Origin of the sequence: Paraburkholderia sp. FT54, assembly GCF_031585635.1 — a bacterium.
Taxonomy (GTDB): Bacteria; Pseudomonadota; Gammaproteobacteria; order Burkholderiales; family Burkholderiaceae; genus Paraburkholderia.
Genome location: NZ_CP134195.1, coordinates 3,832,191 through 3,850,752 on the forward strand (window position 1 = coordinate 3,832,191; position 18,562 = coordinate 3,850,752).

Below are 18,562 nucleotides of genomic sequence, written 5' to 3' on the forward strand. Positions count from 1 at the left end.
TTACAGCCAGTACACGACGACGTACAGCCCGAGCCACACGACGTCCACAAAGTGCCAATACCAGGCGGCGCCTTCGAACGCGAAGTGATGCTCTGCTGTGAAGTGACCTCGGATCATACGCACCAACACCACCGCCAGCATCGTGCCGCCCAGGAACACGTGGAAACCGTGGAAGCCGGTCAGCAGGAAGAACGTCGAACCGTACACGCCCGACGACAGCGTCAGATTCAGTTCGTTGTACGCGTGGAAGTACTCGAAGCCTTGCAGGAACAGGAAGCAGACGCCGAGCACGAGCGTTGCGGCCAGCCAGATGATGGCCTTCTTGCGATGATCTTCACGCAACGCGTGGTGCGAGACCGTGAGCGTCGCGCCCGAGGAGAGCAGCAGCGCCGTGTTGATGGTCGGCACCGGCCACGGTTGCATCGACTTGAAGGTCGAGACCAGCGCTGCCGGACCGTTGTTCGGCCACACCGCCGAGAAGTCCGGCCAGATCAGTTTGTAATCGAGGCTGCCCAGTTGATGCAGCGCGATTTCACGCGCATAGAACAGCGCGCCGAAGAATGCACCGAAGAACATCACTTCGGAGAAGATGAACCAGCTCATGCTCCAGCGGTACGACTTGTCGACGTTCTTGCCGTACATGCCGCCTTCCGACTCGGCGATCGCGTCGCCGAACCAGTGCCACAGCGTAAAGAGCAGCCACAACAAACCGGCGACGACGCCTATCGGCGCCCAGTCATGGTCGTTGATCCAGGCCGCAAGCGATCCGAGCATGACCAGCAACCCAACAGCGGCGCTAATCGGATGCCGCGACGGATGCGGTACGAAATAGTACGGGCTCTCGTTTTGACCGCTCATTCTTGATTCTCCACTTCAGTCCAGTTGTTCCGGAATCTCCGGCTGTATCTTCGGCGGCGCGTCGATACCGCACCGCTTCACTCTAATTCCTGGGCACTGCTTCGCCCGATTCCACGTGTACCGCTGTTGCTTCAACCTACTACGGCGCGCACGATCAGAATCAGCACCACGATAAAAATTGCCGCGCAGATCAAGGCTGCCGCGATCACGTGCAGCGGGTTCAGCTGCGTGGCGTCCGCCTCCAGATCGCGACGCTTGCGCACGCCGAAAAACGACCAGAACACCGCGCGCATCGACTGACCAAAACTGCTCTTGCGCGGGCTGCCGCCGTTGTCGCTCATCTTGTTTCTTCTTCCTTCGCTTGCGGCGCGAGCCATCAGGCGGGATTGGCGGCGGTGGCTGGCGCGCCTGTCGCCGTGTTGGCCGTGGGCGCCGCGCTACCGGCCGTCGCCGCTGACGGCGTATTCAATTCGAAGAACGTGTACGACAACGTGATCGTTTTCACGTCCTTCGGCAACTTCGGATCGACCACGAACACCACCGGCATGCGCTTCGTCTGATTCGCCGTCAAAGTTTGCTGCGTAAAGCAAAAACACTCGATCTTCTTGAAGTACTCAGTGGCCTGCTTCGGTGCGTAGCTCGGAATGGCTTGCGCCTGAATCGTGCGCGCCTGTTCGTTGCTCACCTCGTACATCACCGTCGTCACTTCGCCCGGATGCACGTCGAGGCTGCGCTGCTCCGGCTTGAAACCCAGCGGGCCGCGCGCATTCGCATCGAATTCGATCGAAATCGTGCGGCTCATGTCGACCTGCGTATTCTTCGCCTCGCGCACCGTCGCATCACGCTGCACGAGGTTGTTGATGCCGGTGATCTGGCAGATTGCGCGGTACATCGGCACCAGCGCGAAACCGAAACCGAACATCATCAACGCGACGATGAACAGCTTGATCAGCATCGAACGGTTAAAAGAGCGGTCGGCCTGAGCCGGCGGTTGCGTCGACATCTCAATCCTCAACAAACCTGCAAACAGACTCGGACCACCTGGTCAGGAGAACCACTTCTGATGAATGATGACGCTCGCGAAAAAGACCGCGGCGATCACGAACATCACAAAACCGATCCGCCGGTTGCCCGCGCGAATCTGCTCGGGCGTACGTCTTTCTTGAGGATTGCGCGTCATGCTCGACTTTCTGAATACTTTTCGTGACTACGAATGCCGTCACTGCTTTCTTGATCGCCGACTCCGGTAGCAAACTGCTGCACTGCCAGAGCCGGTGAATCTCAGCGACTACCGACTACTCGACGGTCGGCGGGTTTTCGAACGTGTGGAACGGAGCCGGGCTCGGCACGGTCCATTCGAGGCCCGTTGCGCCGTCCCACGGCTTGTCGCCAGCCTTTTCGAGTTCGCCGCCGCCACGGTAAGCCGGCAGTGCAACCGCGAACAGGAAGTAGACCTGCGCGAGACCGAAGCCGAACGCGCCGATCGAGATGACCTGGTTCCAGTCCGTGAACTGCGCCGGGTAGTCAGCATAACGACGCGGCATACCTGCGAGACCCACGAAGTGCATCGGCAGGAATGCGAGGTTGAAGAAGAACAGCGACGCCCAGAAATGGATCTTGCCGCGCGTTTCGTTGTACATCCAGCCGGTCCACTTCGGCGACCAGTAGTACCAGCCGGAGAACAGCGCGAAGAGCGAGCCCGCCACCAGCACGTAGTGGAAGTGCGCGACCACGAAATAAGTACCGTGATACTGGATGTCGAGCGGCGCCATTGCCAGCATGAGACCCGACAGACCACCGAACGTGAACACGATCAGGAAGCCGACCGCGAACAACATAGGCGTTTCGAAGCTCAGCGAACCGCGCCACATCGTTGCGACCCAGTTGAACACCTTCACGCCAGTGGGCACGGCGATCAGCATGGTGGCGTACATAAAGAAGAGCTGGCCCGTCACCGGCATGCCGGTTGCGAACATGTGGTGCGCCCAGACCATGAACGACAGAATCGCGATCGACGAGGTTGCGTACACCATCGAGCTATAGCCAAACAGCGGCTTGCGCGAGAACGCCGGAATCACCTGCGAGACGATCCCGAACGCCGGCAAGATCATGATGTACACCTCGGGGTGCCCGAAGAACCAGAAGATGTGCTGGTACATGACCGGGTCGCCGCCGCCTGCCGCATTGAAGAACGACGTGCCGAAGTGGCGGTCGAACAGCACCATGGTGATCGCGCCTGCCAGAACCGGCATCACGGCGATCAGCAGGTATGCGGTGATCAGCCACGTCCAGACGAACATCGGCATTTTCATCAGCGTGAGGCCGGGCGCGCGCATGTTCAGGATCGTCACGACGATGTTGATGCCGCCCATGATCGACGAAGCGCCCATCAAGTGGACCGCGAAAATCGCGAAGTCCATGCCCGGGCCCATCTGCGTGGAGAGCGGAGCATAGAGCGTCCAGCCCGCGGCGGTCGCACCGCCCGGCGCGAAGAACGAACCGACCAGCAGGACAGCCGCCACCGGCAGAAGCCAGAAGCTGAAGTTGTTCATGCGGGCAAAAGCCATGTCCGATGCGCCGATCTGCAGCGGCACCATCCAGTTCGCGAAGCCGACGAACGCCGGCATGATCGCGCCGAACACCATGATCAGGCCGTGCATGGTGGTCAACTGGTTGAAGAACTCGGGACGCATGATCTGCAGGCCCGGCTCGAACAGCTCGGCACGGATCATCAGCGCCATCACGCCCCCGGAGAGGAACATGGTGAACGAGAAGATCAGGTACAGCGTACCGATGTCCTTGTGATTGGTTGCGAACAGCCAACGGCGCCAGCCATGCGGCGTTTCGTGGGCATGGTCGCCGTGCACGTGTTCGTGGCCTGCGACTACATCGTGTCCGATGCTAGACATGACAATCTCCTAAAGCGAATACTGCGGTGCTGACCATGAACACGTCAGGCAGCCGGGCTGATCTGAACACGCCGGGCTTCTTTCGCGTCACTGCCGCCCGTGATCGTTTCCGGCTTCTTTAAAATAATATGGTCTTCGGCAATGCCGGCTGCTTTCAGCGCGTCGCGCACGGCTTCGGCACGGCTCTTCGCGAGCTTCGCGTTGAGGTCGGCGGAGCCAGTGGCGTCGGTGAAGCCCGACAGCGTGAATTTCGCGTCCGGATGGGCCTTCGCATAGGCCGCGGCCGCCTCGACCGCCGCTTTCGCGTCGGCCGGCAAGGTGCTCTTGCCGGTCTCGAAGTAGATGCTCGCCGGGAGCGCCGCTTGCGTTGCCGCGGCGCTGTCCGAACCGGCCGCTGCCGCTTCAGCACCAGAGGCACCCGAAGCCGCCGCACCCGAAGCCGCTCCTGCGCCGCTCGCCGCCGCGCCTGCGTCGGCCAGGTGGTTACCGCCTTCCGGCAGCTTGCCGTTACGGGCGTCCGCGACCTGCTTCGGCTGGAGAATGTCGCCGGTGTGGTTGCCCCACGAGTTGCGTTCGTACGTGACCACCGAAGCGATTTCGACGTCGTTCAGCGTAGGCGCCCACGCCGGCATTGCGTTCTTGCCCTTCAGCACCAAGCTGACGTGCTCGGCGATCGCGCCGTTGGCGATCTTGCTGCCGTCGAGCGCCGGGAATGCGCCCGCGCCCTTGCCGGTCGGCTGGTGGCAGACCGCGCAGTTCGCCGCGTAGACCTTGCCGCCGCGCTCCATCAGTTCGGCCATCGTGTAGGTCTTGTTCGGATCGTCCTGGCCGGCGGCCATTTTCTTCTTCTGCGTGTCGACCCACTTCGCGTAGTCGTCGGCGGACAGCACTTCGACCACCACCGGCATGAACGCGTGTTCCTTGCCGCACAGCTCGGTACAGAAGCCGCGGAACGTGCCGGTCTTGTCAGCCTTGAACCACGTGTCGCGCACGAAGCCCGGAATCGCGTCCTGCTTCACGCCGAAAGCCGGCACGTACCAGGAGTGGACCACGTCATTCGCGGTGGTGATGATGCGGATTTTCTTGTCGACCGGGACGACCAGCGGATTGTCGACTTCCTGCAGATACGTGGTGGAAATTGGCTGGCGGCCATCGGTTTCCGCACGCGGCGTGGCCAGCGTGGACAGGAAGTTGATGCCCTCGCCCGGGCCCTTCACGTAGTCGTAGCCCCATTTCCACTGATAACCGGTGACCTTGATGGTGACGTCGGCGTTGGTGGTGTCTTTCATCGCGACCACCGTCTTGGTGGCGGGCAGCGCCATCAGCACGACGATGATGAACGGCACGATCGTCCAGATGATTTCGACGGTGGTGCTTTCGTGGAAGTTGGAAGCTTTGTGGCCTTTCGATTTGCGGTGAGCAAAGATCGAATAGAACATCACGCCGAACACGCCGACGAAGATGACCAGGCAAAGAACCAGCATGAACATGTGGAGGCTGAAGAGCTCCTCAGCGATCTTGGTCGCAGGCGGCTGGAGATTGATCTCGTTGACGGCAGGGCCGCCCGGAACATCGCCCACTGCCAGGGCCGCGCCGGCGAAAAGCAGTCCGCTCATCGCCAGCACGCCCATGAGGGCTCGCTTGATTGTTTTCATAGCTTCCTTACCCAAATTTTCCATTCAAACCCTCGACCCCGCTGGCAGGTGGCCTCGCGCTCCCCGTGAACGCCGCGCTGCTCGACGCGTCTAACAACGCGTGAGCCACATACGCAGTTCGCCTGCGAACTGCGCGCGCCGATACTGCGCGAGATGTTGCCCAATCATGATCGTCTGCCCACGCGAGACCAGTTTGATCTGGTCACGCGGTGTTGCGCCCGCCTCTATTCGCACCCAGCGCGGATTGAACTCGACCTGCGTGAGCTGCTCGGCGCTGACCTGCTCGATGACGAGCCGGTTCTGAAACAGCCGGATACGCTCGTAATCCACAGCATGACGCGCATAGATGGCAAACGCGATGCCCACCGCCAGTAACTCGACGCCGGTGAACGGCAACACCAGCCAGGCGCCGACCAGAACCAGCATGAAAGCAATTGCCAACGAGAACAACGCAAGCGACACATAGAAATACACGAACTGCCGCGGCGATATCGAACAGTTGCGTTTCATCGTCCAGTCTTTGAGAACTGGTTCTGAATCCGCCAGCAGATCTGATGCTTCCATCGCTGCCTCCCACTGATCGTCTCCAATCGCCGCCAGCGGTCATTTCTTGCGACCGTTATGCCGGCCGCTCGGTCACCGCCGCGTCATCTTGTCTTGCTGCCCCTGTGCCTCGGGCCTGCCGCCCCAAATGTGGGAACTCCGGGCGACAAACTGACGCATTATAGGCGCGATCCATAGCATCCACAAGCAAGCCTCAATTGGCCCACAAGCCAGGCGCGACAAGCCTCCGCGCCGTTTCGACACAGCTTTTGCGGGTCTTTTGAAGCGGTAATTTCAGACATAACAGATGTCCTCTTTACCGCCTCGTCGATTCCTCAACGACTCCTCGACGAACCTCGTCCGATGTCCTCGATTCGCACGATGCCATGACCTTCCGCCGTGGTGCGCGGCACGGCTTTCCATGCGTGTCCGTAGATCACTTCGAAGGTCAGTGCAATCGTGCCGTCGGCGCGGCGGCGGGCTTCGAGCGCCGCCAGCAAAGCCTTGTGCAGCCGACGCGCGGCGGCGCTCGACGACGCTTCGCGCTCGAACGGATAGGCACCCCAGCGACGCACGTCGGCGAGCAACGACTGCGGCGACTGATAGGTAATGGTGAGAACTTCCTGGTCCATCACGGGTATCTCGAAGCCGCTTTCGACCAGCATGTCGCCCAGATCGTGCATGTCGACGAAATCGATCACGTGCTTGCGCGAGGCGACGCCATGTGCGGCCTCGACTTCGGCATACGCGCCGCGCAATTCCTTGAGCGAGTCGGGGCCGAGGGTGCTGAACATCAGCAGGCCGTTGACCTTGAGCACACGCTGCCACTCGGGAAACACGAGGTCGGGCCGCGAGTGCCAATGGAGCGCCAGATTGGACCAGATGAATTCGAAGGCGCCGGCCGCGAACGGCAACACCGAAAAGTCGGCTTGCGCGAACCGCGGACCACGGGCGCCGAGCGCCTTGCCGAGCGAGGCCGGCAGAAAGCGCCGCCAGCTCGTGTCGCCGGCATCGTGCTGCAGCGCCCGCGTAAGCATGCCGTGCGATAGATCGGAGCCGAACACCGGCGCTTCGGGAAAACGCTCGCGCAAAGCGGGAATGTCCTCGCCCGCGCCGCAACCGGCGTCGAGCACGCTCGCCGGCGTGACCTTGATGTAGTCGAGGCGCTCGCGCATGCGTTGCGCAATTTCGCGAGGCAGGAACGCGACGTCGTCGAAAGTCGCCGCGCGACGGTCGAAGATCCGCCGGAGGCGCCGGGAATCATAGGCCGGACGGCCTGTTTGAGCGGAAGTTGGGGACATGAGTGTCGTGCTGGCGTGGAGCAGGAAGTATACTCGCTCGCTTCCTTCCATTCAGCGTGAAAGGCCTTCACGGGCGGTTCCACCGTGCCATTCCGACCCATTTCGTCATTCTCCGGCGGCAAATTCGCGCGTTTCGCGCGCGGCTTACATTCAGCCTGGCCGCGCGTGATGCGCGCCGCGTTGCCGAACCTCTGCGCGTTGTGCGGCAATTTGTCGCATACCACACTGTGCGTCGGTTGCGACGAAGCCTACTGGAACGAAAGCCGGTTGCGCTGCACCGTCTGCGCCGTGCCTTTATCCAGTTCGCGATGGGCGGCGCACACGCAATATCGCTGCGCGGATTGCATCGGCGAGCCGCCGCCGTTCGACGCGACCTTCGCGCTCGCCGACTACCGCGCTCCGCTCGACACTCTGGCGGTCGGCCTGAAATTTCGCGCCCGGCTGATGCTGGCGCGCGAGTTCGCGCAACGGCTCGCACGTCTCGCACAAGACTCCCGGCAAGACCTCGCTGAATGGCCCGATGTGATCGCGCCCGTGCCGCTTGCCAGCAAACGTCTCACTGAGCGCGGCTACAACCAGGCCTGGCAGATCGCGAGACCGCTGGCTCGCGCGCTGAAAGTACCCAGCGACGCGACCTTGCTGAATCGGGTGATTCATACCGCGCCGCAATCGCGGCTCGATCTCGACGCCCGCCGCCTGAACGTAGGCCGCGCCTTCAAGGTCGCCGGGCCGGTGCAGGGCCTGCACGTCGGCATCGTCGACGACGTGATGACGACCGGCGCCACGCTCGAAGCGCTGGCGCGCACGCTCAAGGCTGCCGGCGCGCGGCGGGTCACCAACTTCGTCGCGCTGCGCACACCGAAAAACTAGTCTCCACCTGAGCTCACCATGTTCAATGTCGTTCTCGTAGAACCGGAAATCCCGCCGAACACCGGCAACGTGATCCGGCTGTGCGCCAACACCGGCGCCCGCTTGCATCTGATCGAGCCGCTCGGCTTTCCACTCGACGACGCCAAGTTGCGCCGCGCCGGCCTCGACTACCACGAGTACGCGCAAATGAACGTGCACGCCGACTGGGCGGCGTTCGTCGCCAGGGAATCGCCGGACCCGGCGCGCATGTTCGCGTTCACCACGCGCGGCTCGGGCCGATTTCACGAGCACGTGTTTCAATCCGGCGACTGGTTCGTGTTCGGTGCCGAAACGCGCGGCCTGCCCGACCCGGTGCTCGACCAGTTCGCCAACGAGCAACGCGTGCGTCTGCCGATGCGTCCGGGCAACCGCAGCCTCAATCTGTCGAATACCGTCGCGGTCGTGGTGTTCGAAGCGTGGCGTCAGACCGGCTTCGAGGGTGGCGCCTGACGGCGTTCCAATTCGGCCTCGTAGCGCGCGAACATGGCGTCGTCGAAACAGGCGAACACCACCTGTTGGATCTGCGGCGTGCGCGGCAACGTGTCGAGCACCGTGCCGACCGCGATCCGCACGGCCTCGTCAGCGGGGAAATGGTAGATGCCGCAACTGATCGCGGGGAATGCAATGCTTTTGCACTGCGCCTCGCGCGCCACCTCCAGCGAGCGCCGATAGCAGGAAGCGAGCAAGTCAGCCTCGCCATCCGTTCCGCCCCGCCAGACCGGGCCGACGGCATGAATCACATGTTTAGCCGGTAGACGGTAGCCGGCGGTCAGCTTCGCGTCGCCAGTCGCGCAGCCACCCAGCGTTTGGCACTCGCGCAGCAAATCCTTGCCGGCCGCGCGATGAATCGCGCCATCCACGCCGCCTCCACCCAACAACGAGGTATTCGCGGCGTTGACGATCGCATCCACAGCGAGCTTGGTGATGTCGACCACGCGTGCTTCCAGCGTGCAACGACTGAATCTGGACATGGGAACCTCGCTGATCCGAAGCGTCGATAAAAACGTGGACAGCGAGAGCGGGCAGCCGTTCAGCGCTTTGCTCGCTAAACGGCTGAAAGACAAGGCTTATTCAGCTTTGGAGTCGCGCCGCAACAGGGCACTGACAGCGTCGCGCGGAGCCACGCCGTCGAATAGCACGGCACAGACCGCCTGCGTGATCGGCATCTCGATTGAATGAGCGCGGGCAATCGCGAGGACTGCTTGCGCGCAACGCACGCCTTCGGCCACATGACCGAGGGCGCCGAGAATATCGTCGAGCGTGCGGCCCGCTGCGAGTTGCACGCCGACCGTGCGATTGCGCGACAGGTCGCCGGTCGCGGTCAGGATCAGATCGCCCAAGCCGGTCAAACCGGTGAACGTTTCCGCCCGTCCGCCGAGCGTCACGCCTAGGCGCGACATTTCAGCGAGGCCGCGCGTGATCAGCGCCGCGCGCGCGTTGAGACCGAGTCCGAGGCCGTCGGCGATGCCCGTTGCAATGGCCAGCACGTTTTTCACCGCGCCGCCCACCTCCACGCCGACGACGTCGTCGCCGGTATAGATGCGCATGGCGCCATGATGAAACGCGGCGACCGTGCGCTCGCGACATGCCGCCGACGCGCTCGCGATGGTCAGCGCGACCGGCAAACCCTGCCCGACTTCGCGCGCGAAGCTCGGACCGGACAGCACGCCATTGCTGCCATGCTCCGGCAATTCGGCTGCTACCACCTGATGCGGCATCAGTTGCGAATCGGCTTCGAAACCTTTGCACAACCACACGACATGCGTGGGCACTTTGCCTGCGTCGCGCATCGCCTGAAACAGACCGCGCAGTCCGGCGACGGGCGTCGCCACGACGCATAACGCGTCGTCGGCGAGCGCGTGGTCGAGCGCTGCGTTCAGATCGGCTTCATAGCGAAGCGCCGGCGGCAAAGCAACGCCCGCCAGATAGCGGGCGTTTTCGTGTGAAGCGGAGAGTTCGGCAATGAGCGCGGGCTCGCGCGCCCACAACACCGTGTCGTGCTTGACGGCCAGATGGCCGGCGAGGGCTGTGCCCCATGCGCCGGCGCCGAGGACAGCAACCTTCATAGCCGGCACCGCCTGCGGCACGTTAGTGCGTGACGCCGTTCTGCGCCGCGCCGTCCTGGCCGCCCATCTGCGCGAGGCGTTGCTCGTACAGCGCCTGGAAGTTGATCTCGGCGAGGTGGATCGGCGGGAAACCGGCGCGGGTGATCGCGTCGGCGATGTTCGAGCGCAGGTACGGGAACAGGATGGTCGGGCAGGCAATGCCGACCAACGGGTCGATCTGCTCAGCCGGAATGTTGCGGATGTCGAAAATGCCGGCTTGCTTGGCTTCGATCAGGAATGCCACCTTGTCCGAAACCTTGGCCGTGACCGTGCCCGTGACGAGGATTTCGAACACGGTGTCGGCGAGGCGCTCGGCCTTCACGTCGACTTCGACTTCGACCGACGGCATTTCCTGTTCGAGGAAGATGCCAGGCGAATTCGGCTGCTCGAGCGACATGTCCTTCAAATAGATGCGCTGGATGTTGAAGAACGGCTGGTTATTCTCGTCGGACATGATGAAGTGATTCCCTGATAGGTATGCATGGCGGCGGCCCATGCAAGCATGGGCCGCCAGATCGTTGCGGCGCGCCGCCCGCCCTGATGGGGCGAGGCCGCGCCGGCTTATGGTTCACCCGCCTTCATGCGCCCGTGGGCGCGCGAATTCAGGCGGTTGCTTCGAGCAGCGGCATCAAACCGCCCGCGCGATCGAGCGCGGAAAGGTCATCGTACCCGCCCACATGCGTCTCGCCGATGAACACTTGCGGCACCGTGCGGCGACCGGTCCGGGTCATCATTTCCTCACGACGGGCCGGGTCTTTGTCGATCAGTACCTTTTCAACGTGCTCGACGCCGCGCGACTTTAAAAGACGTTCGGCCATCTGGCAATACGGGCACACCTGGGTGCTGTACATGATCACTTTGTTCACTTGGCTGCTCCTTGTTTCACAACCGGCATACCGGCTTTCTGCCAGGCGTCGACACCGCCTTCGAGAACGTGGACTTCCGCATATCCCGCATCCTGCACGATACGCGCTGCCTTGTTCGACTGCTGGCCGGTCTGGCATACCAGCAGCACCGGGTTGCTCTTGTTCTTCACGAGTTGCGCGACCTTCGCCTGCAACTCTGCAAATTCAAGGTGCCGTGCCGCGGGCAAATGCCCTTTGGCGTAGTCGGCGGACGGACGCAGGTCGATGACCGCCGCATTGCGCCGGTTGATCAGTTGCGTGGCTTCAGCGGCCGACAGGCCGCCACGGCCGCGCCGGCTGATCGTCGGCCACAGCAGCAACCCACCGGAGATGAGGACGATCGCGATCAGTACAAGGTTTGTGTAATCAGTGAAAAACTTCACGGAAAATCCGCCGAAAAAGAGAGAAATCGAAAAGGGCAATCCAGGCATTATAAAATAACCGTCTGACGCGATGGCGGCGCTCCTCCAGAGGACCCCCGCAGCGCTTGACGGCTTCCTCACTACCGACCGGCAATCTCATGTACAAACTCGTTCTCATCCGCCACGGCGAATCGACGTGGAACAAGGAAAACCGCTTCACGGGCTGGGTCGACGTCGACCTCACCGAACAGGGCAACAATGAGGCGCAACAGGCGGGCGCGCTGCTGAAGGAATCGGGCTACACGTTCGACATCGCCTACACGTCGGTGCTCAAGCGCGCGATCCGCACTTTGTGGCACGTGCAGGACAAGATGGATCTGATGTACCTGCCGGTGGTGCATTCGTGGCGTCTGAATGAACGCCACTACGGCGCGCTGTCGGGTCTGAACAAGGCGGAAACGGCCGCCAAGTTCGGCGACGAGCAGGTGCTGGTCTGGCGCCGCAGCTACGATACGCCGCCGCCGGCGCTCGAACCGACGGACGAGCGCGCGCCCTACGACGATCCGCGCTACGCCAAGGTGCCGCGCGAGCAGCTGCCGCTCACCGAATGTCTAAAAGACACGGTCGCGCGCGTTCTGCCCCTGTGGAACGAGTCGATTGCGCCGGCCATCAAGTCGGGCCGCAAGGTTGTGATCGCCGCGCACGGCAACTCGATCCGCGCCCTGGTGAAATACCTGGACAATATTTCGGACGACGACATCGTCGGCCTGAATATTCCGAACGGCGTGCCGCTCGTTTATGAGCTCGACGAGAACCTGAAGCCCATCAAGCACTACTATCTGGGCGACCAGGAAGCGATCGCCAAGGCACAAGCCGCCGTTGCCAAGCAAGGCAAGGCGGGCTGATCTGCCATCTTGCCGCCATGCTGCCGTCAGAATGCGGTGAATGGCGGCCCACGGGCCGCGTGGACCGGCAAGACCTACCGGTCAGCGCGGCTCGCCTCATTCGAGCGCGCCTTGCTGTCCACCATCAATCGGTTACGGCACATTACTTCGCCGTTGTGCGCGCAATCCCACGAACCAGCCCCGGCGAGTGCTGTCGAATCACGATTGCCTGCGCCGCGCCCTGACTTGGCGGGTGTGCAGTTATACTTGTCCGTCCCCATCTCTATCGACGCTGCCACGCGCTTCCGACCGCAACAGACTCTATGCGAAAGAACCTGAAAAATATCGGCCTGATTGCCGCGGGCCTTGCTACCGGCGTATTTGCCACCCTGCAACTCTCGGCTTCAGCCCAGCAACCCGCCAGCGCAGCGTCGAACGCTGTGGCTCCGCTGCCGCTGGACCAGCTCAGGCTCTTTGCCGAAGTCTTCGGGCAAATCAAGCACGAGTACGTCGAACCGGTCGACGATAAAAAGCTTCTCACCGCCGCCATCAAGGGCATGGTGTCGAGCCTCGACCCGCACTCGTCGTATCTCGACAAGACCGATTACGAGGAACTGCAGGAGCAGACCAAGGGTCGCTTCGCCGGTCTCGGCATCGAAATTTCGTCGGAAGACGGCCTGATCAAGGTGATTTCGCCGATCGAAGATACGCCCGCGTTCCGCGCCGGCATCCGTCCGGGCGACCTGATCACGCGTATCAACGACAAGCCCGTGCGCGGCATGACGCTCGACCAGGCGGTCAAGCAGATGCGCGGCGACCCGGGCACCAAGGTCACGCTCACCATCTTCCGCAAGACCGACGACCGCACGTTCCCGCTCACCGTGACGCGCGCGATCATCAAGGTCCAGTCGGTCAAGATGAAGATCCTCGCGCCGGGCTACGCCTATGTGCGGATCACCAGCTTCCAGGAACGCACCACGCCTGATCTGGCCGCGAAACTGCAAGACATCGCGCGTCAGCAGCCGAATCTGAAGGGCCTCGTGCTCGACCTGCGCAATAACGGCGGCGGCCTGCTGCAAAGCGCGGTCGGCGTGGCCGGCGCGTTCCTGCCGCCGAATTCGGTTGTGGTGTCCACCAACGGCCAGATTCCGGATTCGAAACAGGTCTATCGCGACACTTACGACAACTACCGCCTGCAATCCTTCGACAGCGATCCGCTGAAGGACGAAGCGCCGATCTTCAAGACCGTGCCGATGATCGTGCTGACCAACGCGTACTCCGCGTCGGCGTCGGAAATCGTCGCGGGCGCGCTGCAGGATCAGCATCGCGCGTTGATCGTCGGCAAGACGACCTTCGGCAAGGGTTCGGTGCAAACCGTGCGCCCCATGACGGCGGAGACCGCGCTGCGTCTGACCACGGCGTACTACTACACGCCGAGCGGCCGTTCGATCCAGAACAAGGGCATCCGTCCCGACATCGCGGTCGACCAATACGCAGAAGGCGATCCGGACGACGCACTGGTGACCCGCGAAGTCGACTACTCGAATCACCTTGCGAACACGCAAGACCCGAACGAGAAGAAGGAAGCGGAACAGCGCGAACAGGAACGCATGGACCAGTTGCGCCAGCTTGAAGAGCAGAACGACAAGAAGACGCCGGAACAGCGTCAGAAGGATCGTGAGCGCAAGCCGGTGGAATTCGGTTCGACCGACGACTTCATGCTGCAACAGGCTCTGAACAAGCTGGAAGGCAAGCCGGTGCAGGAATCGAAGTCGCTGACCGAGCGCCGTCTCGCGCAGAACAAACCGGCCACGTCGGCGTCCGCGCCGGTCGCGGTGAAGCCGACGCAACCGGTGCCTGGTGCATCGGGTCCGACTCCGGCGCCTGCTTCGCAAAGCAACTAAGCAGCAAACCTGACGTGTCTTCGCAGCGGAACATGCTGCGAAGACACGCGGTCATACCCGACACCGGCAAGAACCCCCGCTCCCGGCGCGATTAAAATATCGAATACGCGCACGGCAGGCCCATCGGTCCTGCATTTCATCGCGCGACATATTCAAGCGCCCCGCCATGAACGACGATCAACTCCTTCGCTATTCCCGCCACATTCTCGTCGATGAAATCGGTATCGAAGCGCAGCAGCGCTTTATCGACGCGCACGCGATCATCGTCGGCGCGGGCGGCCTGGGTTCGCCCGCCGCGATGTATCTGGCGGCGGCCGGCGTCGGCCGTTTGACGCTGGTCGATGCCGACACGGTCGACCTGACCAATCTGCAGCGGCAGATCCTGCATGTGACCGCATCGGTCGGGCGCAAGAAGGTGGAGTCCGGGCGCGATGCGATCGCGCAGATCAATCCCGAGGTCGCGGTGAATGCGGTGGCCGAGCGCGTCGACGACGCGTGGCTCGACGCGCACGTGCCGCAAGCGAGCGTCGTGCTCGATTGCACCGATAACTTCGCCACGCGCCATGCGATCAACCGCGCCTGCGTGAAGCACGGCGTACCGCTGGTGTCGGGCGCGGCATTGCGCTTCGACGGCCAGATCAGCACCTTCGATTTCCGCGACGAAGCATCGCCCTGCTATGCCTGCGTGTTTCCCGAAGACCAGCCGTTCGAGGAAGTCGCGTGTTCGACCATGGGCGTGTTCGCGCCGACGGTCGGCATTGTCGGTTCGATGCAGGCTGCCGAAGCGCTCAAGGTGATCGGCGGGATCGGCACGCCGTTGCTCGGCCGCCTGATGATGCTCGATTCGCTGCGGATGGAGTGGACCACGATGCGCATCGCCCGCCAGCCGGATTGCCCCGTCTGCGGGCAAACGCACCGCGCCTGACGCTAGCCTCCTCAACCGCACGCTGAAAAAGAGACGCCGCCCAATGGGCGGCGTCTCTTTATCTGCTGAAGCCAACGACGATTCAGGCCAGCATCACGCGCTTGAGCGCAGCCTGCACTTCCTCCGGTTCGAACGAAGCCAGCACGTCGGCCACTGGCTTCTCCAGCGTCTTCAGATGCGAGCGCAACACTTCCTGCTTGACCACCAGCAGTTGGCTCGGATGCATCGAGAACTCGGTGAGGCCCATGCCGAGCAACAGCCGCGTCAACGCCGGATCCCCCGCCATCTCACCGCACACCGAGACCGGCACGCCCGCCCGCTTCGCTTCGCGCAGCGTGAACGCGATCAGATGCAGCACCGCCGGATGCAGCGGGTCGTACAGATGCGCCACCGAGTTGTCCGCGCGATCGATGGCGAGCGTGTACTGGATCAGATCGTTGGTGCCGATCGACAGAAAATCGAGCCGCTTCAGGAACAGCGGCAAAGCGATGGCGGCGGCCGGAATCTCGATCATCGCGCCGACCTGCACGTTCGGATCGTAAGCGATACCGGCGTCGTCGAGTTGACGCTTGGCTTCGCGAATCAGATCGAGCGTCTGGTCGATTTCCTGCGCATGCGCAAGCATCGGAATCAGAATTTTCACCGAGCCGAACGCCGACGCTCGCAAAATCGCGCGCAACTGCGTGAGGAACATCTGCGGCTCGGAAAGGCTCCAGCGAATCGCTCTCAGCCCCAAGGCCGGGTTCGCGGCGGTTTCGTAACCGTCGCCGCCGCTCATTGAATCGAGCGGCTTGTCGGCGCCCACGTCGATCGTGCGGATGGTGACCGGCAGGCCGTTCATCAACTCCACCGCGCGACGGTATGCGCCGAACTGCTCTTCCTCTTCCGGCAAGCGCTCCTTGTGATTCATGAACAGGAACTCGGTGCGGAACAGGCCGACGCCCGTCGCACCCGCGTCGATCGCGGCGAGCGCGTCGTCCGGCAACTCGATGTTCGCGCACAGCTCGATGCGGGTGCCGCACAGCGTTTGCGTGGGCGAAAACTTCAGCCGCTGCAGCTTGCGTTGTTCAAGCGCTTTCTCGCTCTGCCGATACGAGTACTCTTCCAGCACGATCGGCGCGGGGTCGACGATCACAATGCCATGATCGCCGTCGACGATAATCAGATCGTCCTGGCGAATCAGCGCGCTCGCGTGCTGCACGCCGACCGCCGCCGGAATGCCCAGGCTGCGCGCGACGATCGCCGTATGCGACGTGCGGCCGCCGAGGTCCGTGACGAACCCCTGAAACGTCTGCGTCTTGAACTGCATCATGTCGGCCGGCGCGATGTCGTGCGCGACCACGATCATCTCGTCGCAGGCGCCGTGCACGCTATCGCCCAGCGCCACCGACGCACCGGCAAGCGCCTTCAGCACGCGCTCCACCACCTGTTCGATATCGGCTTTGCGTTCGCGCAGGTACTCGTCTTCGATATCGTCGAAATGGCGCGACAGGCGCTCGAGCTGTTCGGTCAGGGCCCATTCCACGTTGTAGCGGCGCGTGCGGATCAGGTCGAAGGTTTCCTGCACGAGCATCGCATCGTTCAGGATCATTGAATGAACATTGATGAACGCGCCCATTTCACTGGGGGCGTCCGCGGCGAGATCGGCACGCAGCGTTTCGAGCTCGTAATGCACGTGCTGTTGGGCCGTGCGAAAGCGTTCGATCTCGCTCTCGATCTGGGCGGGTTCAATCAGATAGTGGTCTACGTCAAGTGCAGCCGGGGCGATCAGATAAGCCCGCCCGATGGCGATACCGCGTGACACGGGAATTCCATGCAGCGTGAAGGACACGCGCACCTCCTCTAGTTGTGTGATGCCGCGGCAAACCGCTGCAATGCTCTCAGACACTCGTCGCCATTATAAATTCCGCGCCCTTTGCAGGTACGCCAGAGCTGTGTGCAGTGCAGCACGAATCACCGTAAAGGAGACGTGGTGATACACCCTCACCCGTTTCGCGTTTCCGGCAACGCGATTCCTGCATGTACATGTCGACGCGCGCGCCCTCGCGCGCGTTTCGTCTGCCCATTGTCACGCGCTAAAAAAAACGCCGCGGACAACCGCGGCGTTCTTGCTGATCGCAACCTGGACGCGCTGGCTCACTGCCCTTCGCCGAATTTATCGGCAATTAGTTTCAACAATGCGTCCATCGCTTCTTTTTCGTCCGAGCCTTCCGTTTCGATCAGCACCGTGCTGCCGATGCCCGCGGCCAGCATCATCACACCCATGATGCTCTTGGCGTTGATACGGCGGCCATTGCGGCTCATCCAGATTTCCGCCTGATAGTTGCCCGCGAGTTGGGTCAACTTGGCCGACGCACGCGCGTGCAGCCCCAGCTTGTTCACAATAGTCGTTTCCTGTTGCAGCATGTGATGGTCCGAAGCGCGGGTAAGTGTTGTTGTGAAAAGTGAAACTGCTAATCGGTTGCAATGCGTTCGACACCCTGACTAGCCGGTCGATCGACTTACAAGCCCGCCGAGTCGGCTTTCTGCGTCAGGTCGGCGTCGACCGGCAAGGCGGGCAAGCACGCGCCACCGCACGCCGCATCGGGCGGCAGAGCCGGCAAACAGTCGCCGGACTCCGCGGTGGGCGCGACAGGCGCCGGGGTCGCCGGTCCGATCGCATGCACGCCCTTGGTGGCACCGGCGAGTGCCTTGTCGACCAGCGTGTCGAGCGGCGTGGCGCGATAACAGACCGCACGCACCAGCATCGGCAAGTTGACGCCGCACAGCACGCGCACGTTCGGCAGCGACGCGAGCCGTCCGGCGATATTCGCCGGCGTGGCGCCGAACATATCCGTGAGGACGAGCGCGCCGTTTTCTTCCTTCAGACGCTCGATTTCCGAGTTCGCAAACGCAACCTGCTGCGCGGGATCGCAATCCGGCGATACGTCGATCACGCCGATGCGAGCCGGCAAGCCACCATAGATGTGCGAAATACAATCGCGCAACGCGGTGGCGAACGGAGCGTGCGCAATGATCAGAATGCCTGCCATGTCAGCCTTACTGCAAAAGAACGGCCCCGAACCGTGGACCGGGCCAATGCCCGGTTCGTCAGCGCCCTCTGCCGGCCGTGGGCCATGAGGGCCGGAACGCATCGTTTGACGAGCGGCCCGCCGCGCATGGCATCGTGCCTGCGCCGGCAAAACACTGCTCGCTTACAGTCCGCAAACCATGCGCGTCACACCCGTCGGGTGCAGCGACTGCGCCTCGCGCGGAGGAGCGGGCATTGTATCAGGCTCATTTTCGCGCCAAATCCGGCGTGC

At 62.6% G+C, this 18,562-nt stretch carries 21 protein-coding genes; 5 read left to right on the top strand and 16 right to left on the bottom strand.

Annotation, left to right across the window (positions count from 1 at the left end; translation table 11 throughout):
- From RI103_RS17595 to RI103_RS17630, 8 genes are all read right to left on the bottom strand, one after another.
- The gene (locus RI103_RS17595; protein WP_310813177.1) at positions 1 to 858 is read right to left on the bottom strand and encodes a cytochrome c oxidase subunit 3; all 858 of its coding nucleotides are present in this window, start codon (positions 856 to 858) and stop codon (positions 1 to 3) included.
- A gap of 131 nt (positions 859 to 989) precedes the next feature.
- The gene (locus RI103_RS17600; RefSeq protein ID WP_310813178.1) at positions 990 to 1,199 is read right to left on the bottom strand and encodes a DUF2970 domain-containing protein; all 210 of its coding nucleotides are present in this window, start codon (positions 1,197 to 1,199) and stop codon (positions 990 to 992) included.
- Between the two features lie 35 nt (positions 1,200 to 1,234).
- Entirely contained in the window at positions 1,235 to 1,861 is a 627-nt protein-coding gene (locus RI103_RS17605) for a cytochrome c oxidase assembly protein (protein ID WP_310813179.1), read from the bottom strand.
- A gap of 42 nt (positions 1,862 to 1,903) precedes the next feature.
- A complete protein-coding gene (locus tag RI103_RS17610) occupies positions 1,904 to 2,038 on the bottom strand; it encodes a cytochrome oxidase small assembly protein (RefSeq protein WP_095417582.1) in 135 nt (44 codons plus the stop codon).
- Between the two features lie 115 nt (positions 2,039 to 2,153).
- Complete coding sequence (gene ctaD, locus RI103_RS17615) at positions 2,154 to 3,767, bottom strand: cytochrome c oxidase subunit I (RefSeq protein WP_310813180.1); 1,614 nt, start codon at positions 3,765 to 3,767, stop codon at positions 2,154 to 2,156.
- Positions 3,768 to 3,811: 44 nt separating this feature from the next.
- Positions 3,812 to 5,446, bottom strand: coding sequence for a cytochrome c oxidase subunit II (coxB, locus tag RI103_RS17620; RefSeq protein WP_310813181.1), 1,635 nt, complete (start codon positions 5,444 to 5,446; stop codon positions 3,812 to 3,814).
- Between the two features lie 66 nt (positions 5,447 to 5,512).
- Entirely contained in the window at positions 5,513 to 5,986 is a 474-nt protein-coding gene (locus RI103_RS17625) for a DUF2244 domain-containing protein (protein ID WP_310813182.1), read from the bottom strand.
- Between the two features lie 314 nt (positions 5,987 to 6,300).
- Positions 6,301 to 7,266, bottom strand: a complete 966-nt coding sequence (locus RI103_RS17630) for a methyltransferase domain-containing protein (protein WP_310813183.1) — start codon at positions 7,264 to 7,266, stop codon at positions 6,301 to 6,303.
- Positions 7,267 to 7,434: 168 nt separating this feature from the next.
- On the opposite strand from RI103_RS17630, the gene RI103_RS17635 reads away from it, so the two are divergent.
- Together RI103_RS17635 and trmL are read left to right on the top strand one after the other, a co-directional pair.
- Positions 7,435 to 8,136: a ComF family protein gene (locus RI103_RS17635; protein ID WP_310815268.1), complete on the top strand. Its 702-nt coding sequence runs from the start codon at positions 7,435 to 7,437 to the stop codon at positions 8,134 to 8,136.
- 18 nt (positions 8,137 to 8,154) lie between these two features.
- A complete protein-coding gene (trmL, locus tag RI103_RS17640; RefSeq protein WP_310813184.1) occupies positions 8,155 to 8,625 on the top strand; it encodes a tRNA (uridine(34)/cytosine(34)/5-carboxymethylaminomethyluridine(34)-2'-O)-methyltransferase TrmL in 471 nt (156 codons plus the stop codon).
- Here trmL and RI103_RS17645 read toward each other — a convergent pair.
- The 5 genes from RI103_RS17645 to RI103_RS17665 form a co-directional block, all read right to left on the bottom strand.
- On the bottom strand, positions 8,598 to 9,146 hold the full coding sequence (locus RI103_RS17645; RefSeq protein WP_310813185.1) for an O-acetyl-ADP-ribose deacetylase: 549 nt from the start codon (positions 9,144 to 9,146) through the stop codon (positions 8,598 to 8,600). The genes trmL and RI103_RS17645 overlap by 28 nt on opposite strands.
- Positions 9,147 to 9,242: 96 nt before the next feature.
- Positions 9,243 to 10,241 carry an NAD(P)H-dependent glycerol-3-phosphate dehydrogenase gene (locus RI103_RS17650; protein WP_310813186.1) on the bottom strand — a complete coding sequence of 333 codons (999 nt, stop codon included), beginning with the start codon at positions 10,239 to 10,241 and terminating at the stop codon, positions 9,243 to 9,245.
- A gap of 22 nt (positions 10,242 to 10,263) precedes the next feature.
- A complete protein-coding gene (gene secB / locus RI103_RS17655) occupies positions 10,264 to 10,734 on the bottom strand; it encodes a protein-export chaperone SecB (RefSeq protein WP_007179465.1) in 471 nt (156 codons plus the stop codon).
- Between the two features lie 148 nt (positions 10,735 to 10,882).
- Positions 10,883 to 11,146, bottom strand: coding sequence for a glutaredoxin 3 (grxC, locus tag RI103_RS17660; protein WP_007179466.1), 264 nt, complete (start codon positions 11,144 to 11,146; stop codon positions 10,883 to 10,885).
- Positions 11,143 to 11,568 carry a rhodanese-like domain-containing protein gene (locus tag RI103_RS17665; protein WP_012431601.1) on the bottom strand — a complete coding sequence of 142 codons (426 nt, stop codon included), beginning with the start codon at positions 11,566 to 11,568 and terminating at the stop codon, positions 11,143 to 11,145. The genes grxC and RI103_RS17665 overlap by 4 nt, the downstream gene beginning before the upstream one ends.
- A gap of 137 nt (positions 11,569 to 11,705) precedes the next feature.
- On the opposite strand from RI103_RS17665, the gene gpmA reads away from it, so the two are divergent.
- From gpmA to RI103_RS17680, 3 genes are all read left to right on the top strand, one after another.
- Positions 11,706 to 12,452, top strand: coding sequence for a 2,3-diphosphoglycerate-dependent phosphoglycerate mutase (gene gpmA, locus RI103_RS17670; RefSeq protein WP_310813187.1), 747 nt, complete (start codon positions 11,706 to 11,708; stop codon positions 12,450 to 12,452).
- Between the two features lie 302 nt (positions 12,453 to 12,754).
- Positions 12,755 to 14,335: a S41 family peptidase gene (locus tag RI103_RS17675; protein WP_310813188.1), complete on the top strand. Its 1,581-nt coding sequence runs from the start codon at positions 12,755 to 12,757 to the stop codon at positions 14,333 to 14,335.
- A 166-nt stretch (positions 14,336 to 14,501) separates the two neighbouring features.
- Positions 14,502 to 15,260: a molybdopterin-synthase adenylyltransferase MoeB gene (locus tag RI103_RS17680; RefSeq protein ID WP_310813189.1), complete on the top strand. Its 759-nt coding sequence runs from the start codon at positions 14,502 to 14,504 to the stop codon at positions 15,258 to 15,260.
- An 82-nt stretch (positions 15,261 to 15,342) separates the two neighbouring features.
- Here the strand turns inward: RI103_RS17680 and ptsP are convergent, their stop codons facing one another.
- The 3 genes from ptsP to RI103_RS17695 form a co-directional block, all read right to left on the bottom strand.
- Complete coding sequence (ptsP, locus tag RI103_RS17685; protein WP_310813190.1) at positions 15,343 to 17,091, bottom strand: phosphoenolpyruvate--protein phosphotransferase; 1,749 nt, start codon at positions 17,089 to 17,091, stop codon at positions 15,343 to 15,345.
- A 305-nt stretch (positions 17,092 to 17,396) separates the two neighbouring features.
- Complete coding sequence (locus RI103_RS17690; RefSeq protein WP_012431596.1) at positions 17,397 to 17,666, bottom strand: HPr family phosphocarrier protein; 270 nt, start codon at positions 17,664 to 17,666, stop codon at positions 17,397 to 17,399.
- 95 nt (positions 17,667 to 17,761) lie between these two features.
- Complete coding sequence (locus tag RI103_RS17695; protein WP_310813191.1) at positions 17,762 to 18,292, bottom strand: PTS mannose transporter subunit IIA; 531 nt, start codon at positions 18,290 to 18,292, stop codon at positions 17,762 to 17,764.
- Between the last annotated feature and the right edge of the window lie 270 nt (positions 18,293 to 18,562).

Bases quoted from the DNA above. Each gene is read 5' to 3' on its own strand.
- RI103_RS17675 (WP_310813188.1), top strand. From the start codon at position 12,755: ATGCGAAAGAACCTGAAAAATATCGGCCTGATTGCCGCGGGCCTTGCT.
- RI103_RS17680 (WP_310813189.1), top strand. From the start codon at position 14,502: ATGAACGACGATCAACTCCTTCGCTATTCCCGCCACATTCTCGTCGAT.
- RI103_RS17605 (WP_310813179.1), bottom strand. From the start codon at position 1,861: ATGTCGACGCAACCGCCGGCTCAGGCCGACCGCTCTTTTAACCGTTCG.
- RI103_RS17635 (WP_310815268.1), top strand. From the start codon at position 7,435: ATGCGCGCCGCGTTGCCGAACCTCTGCGCGTTGTGCGGCAATTTGTCG.
- RI103_RS17650 (WP_310813186.1), bottom strand. From the start codon at position 10,241: ATGAAGGTTGCTGTCCTCGGCGCCGGCGCATGGGGCACAGCCCTCGCC.
- RI103_RS17645 (WP_310813185.1), bottom strand. From the start codon at position 9,146: ATGTCCAGATTCAGTCGTTGCACGCTGGAAGCACGCGTGGTCGACATC.
- RI103_RS17610 (WP_095417582.1), bottom strand. From the start codon at position 2,038: ATGACGCGCAATCCTCAAGAAAGACGTACGCCCGAGCAGATTCGCGCG.
- RI103_RS17630 (WP_310813183.1), bottom strand. From the start codon at position 7,266: ATGTCCCCAACTTCCGCTCAAACAGGCCGTCCGGCCTATGATTCCCGG.
- RI103_RS17625 (WP_310813182.1), bottom strand. From the start codon at position 5,986: ATGGAAGCATCAGATCTGCTGGCGGATTCAGAACCAGTTCTCAAAGAC.
- coxB (WP_310813181.1), bottom strand. From the start codon at position 5,446: ATGGAAAATTTGGGTAAGGAAGCTATGAAAACAATCAAGCGAGCCCTC.
- RI103_RS17695 (WP_310813191.1), bottom strand. From the start codon at position 18,292: ATGGCAGGCATTCTGATCATTGCGCACGCTCCGTTCGCCACCGCGTTG.
- RI103_RS17600 (WP_310813178.1), bottom strand. From the start codon at position 1,199: ATGAGCGACAACGGCGGCAGCCCGCGCAAGAGCAGTTTTGGTCAGTCG.
- trmL (WP_310813184.1), top strand. From the start codon at position 8,155: ATGTTCAATGTCGTTCTCGTAGAACCGGAAATCCCGCCGAACACCGGC.
- gpmA (WP_310813187.1), top strand. From the start codon at position 11,706: ATGTACAAACTCGTTCTCATCCGCCACGGCGAATCGACGTGGAACAAG.
- RI103_RS17595 (WP_310813177.1), bottom strand. From the start codon at position 858: ATGAGCGGTCAAAACGAGAGCCCGTACTATTTCGTACCGCATCCGTCG.
- secB (WP_007179465.1), bottom strand. From the start codon at position 10,734: ATGTCCGACGAGAATAACCAGCCGTTCTTCAACATCCAGCGCATCTAT.
- ctaD (WP_310813180.1), bottom strand. From the start codon at position 3,767: ATGTCTAGCATCGGACACGATGTAGTCGCAGGCCACGAACACGTGCAC.
- RI103_RS17690 (WP_012431596.1), bottom strand. From the start codon at position 17,666: ATGCTGCAACAGGAAACGACTATTGTGAACAAGCTGGGGCTGCACGCG.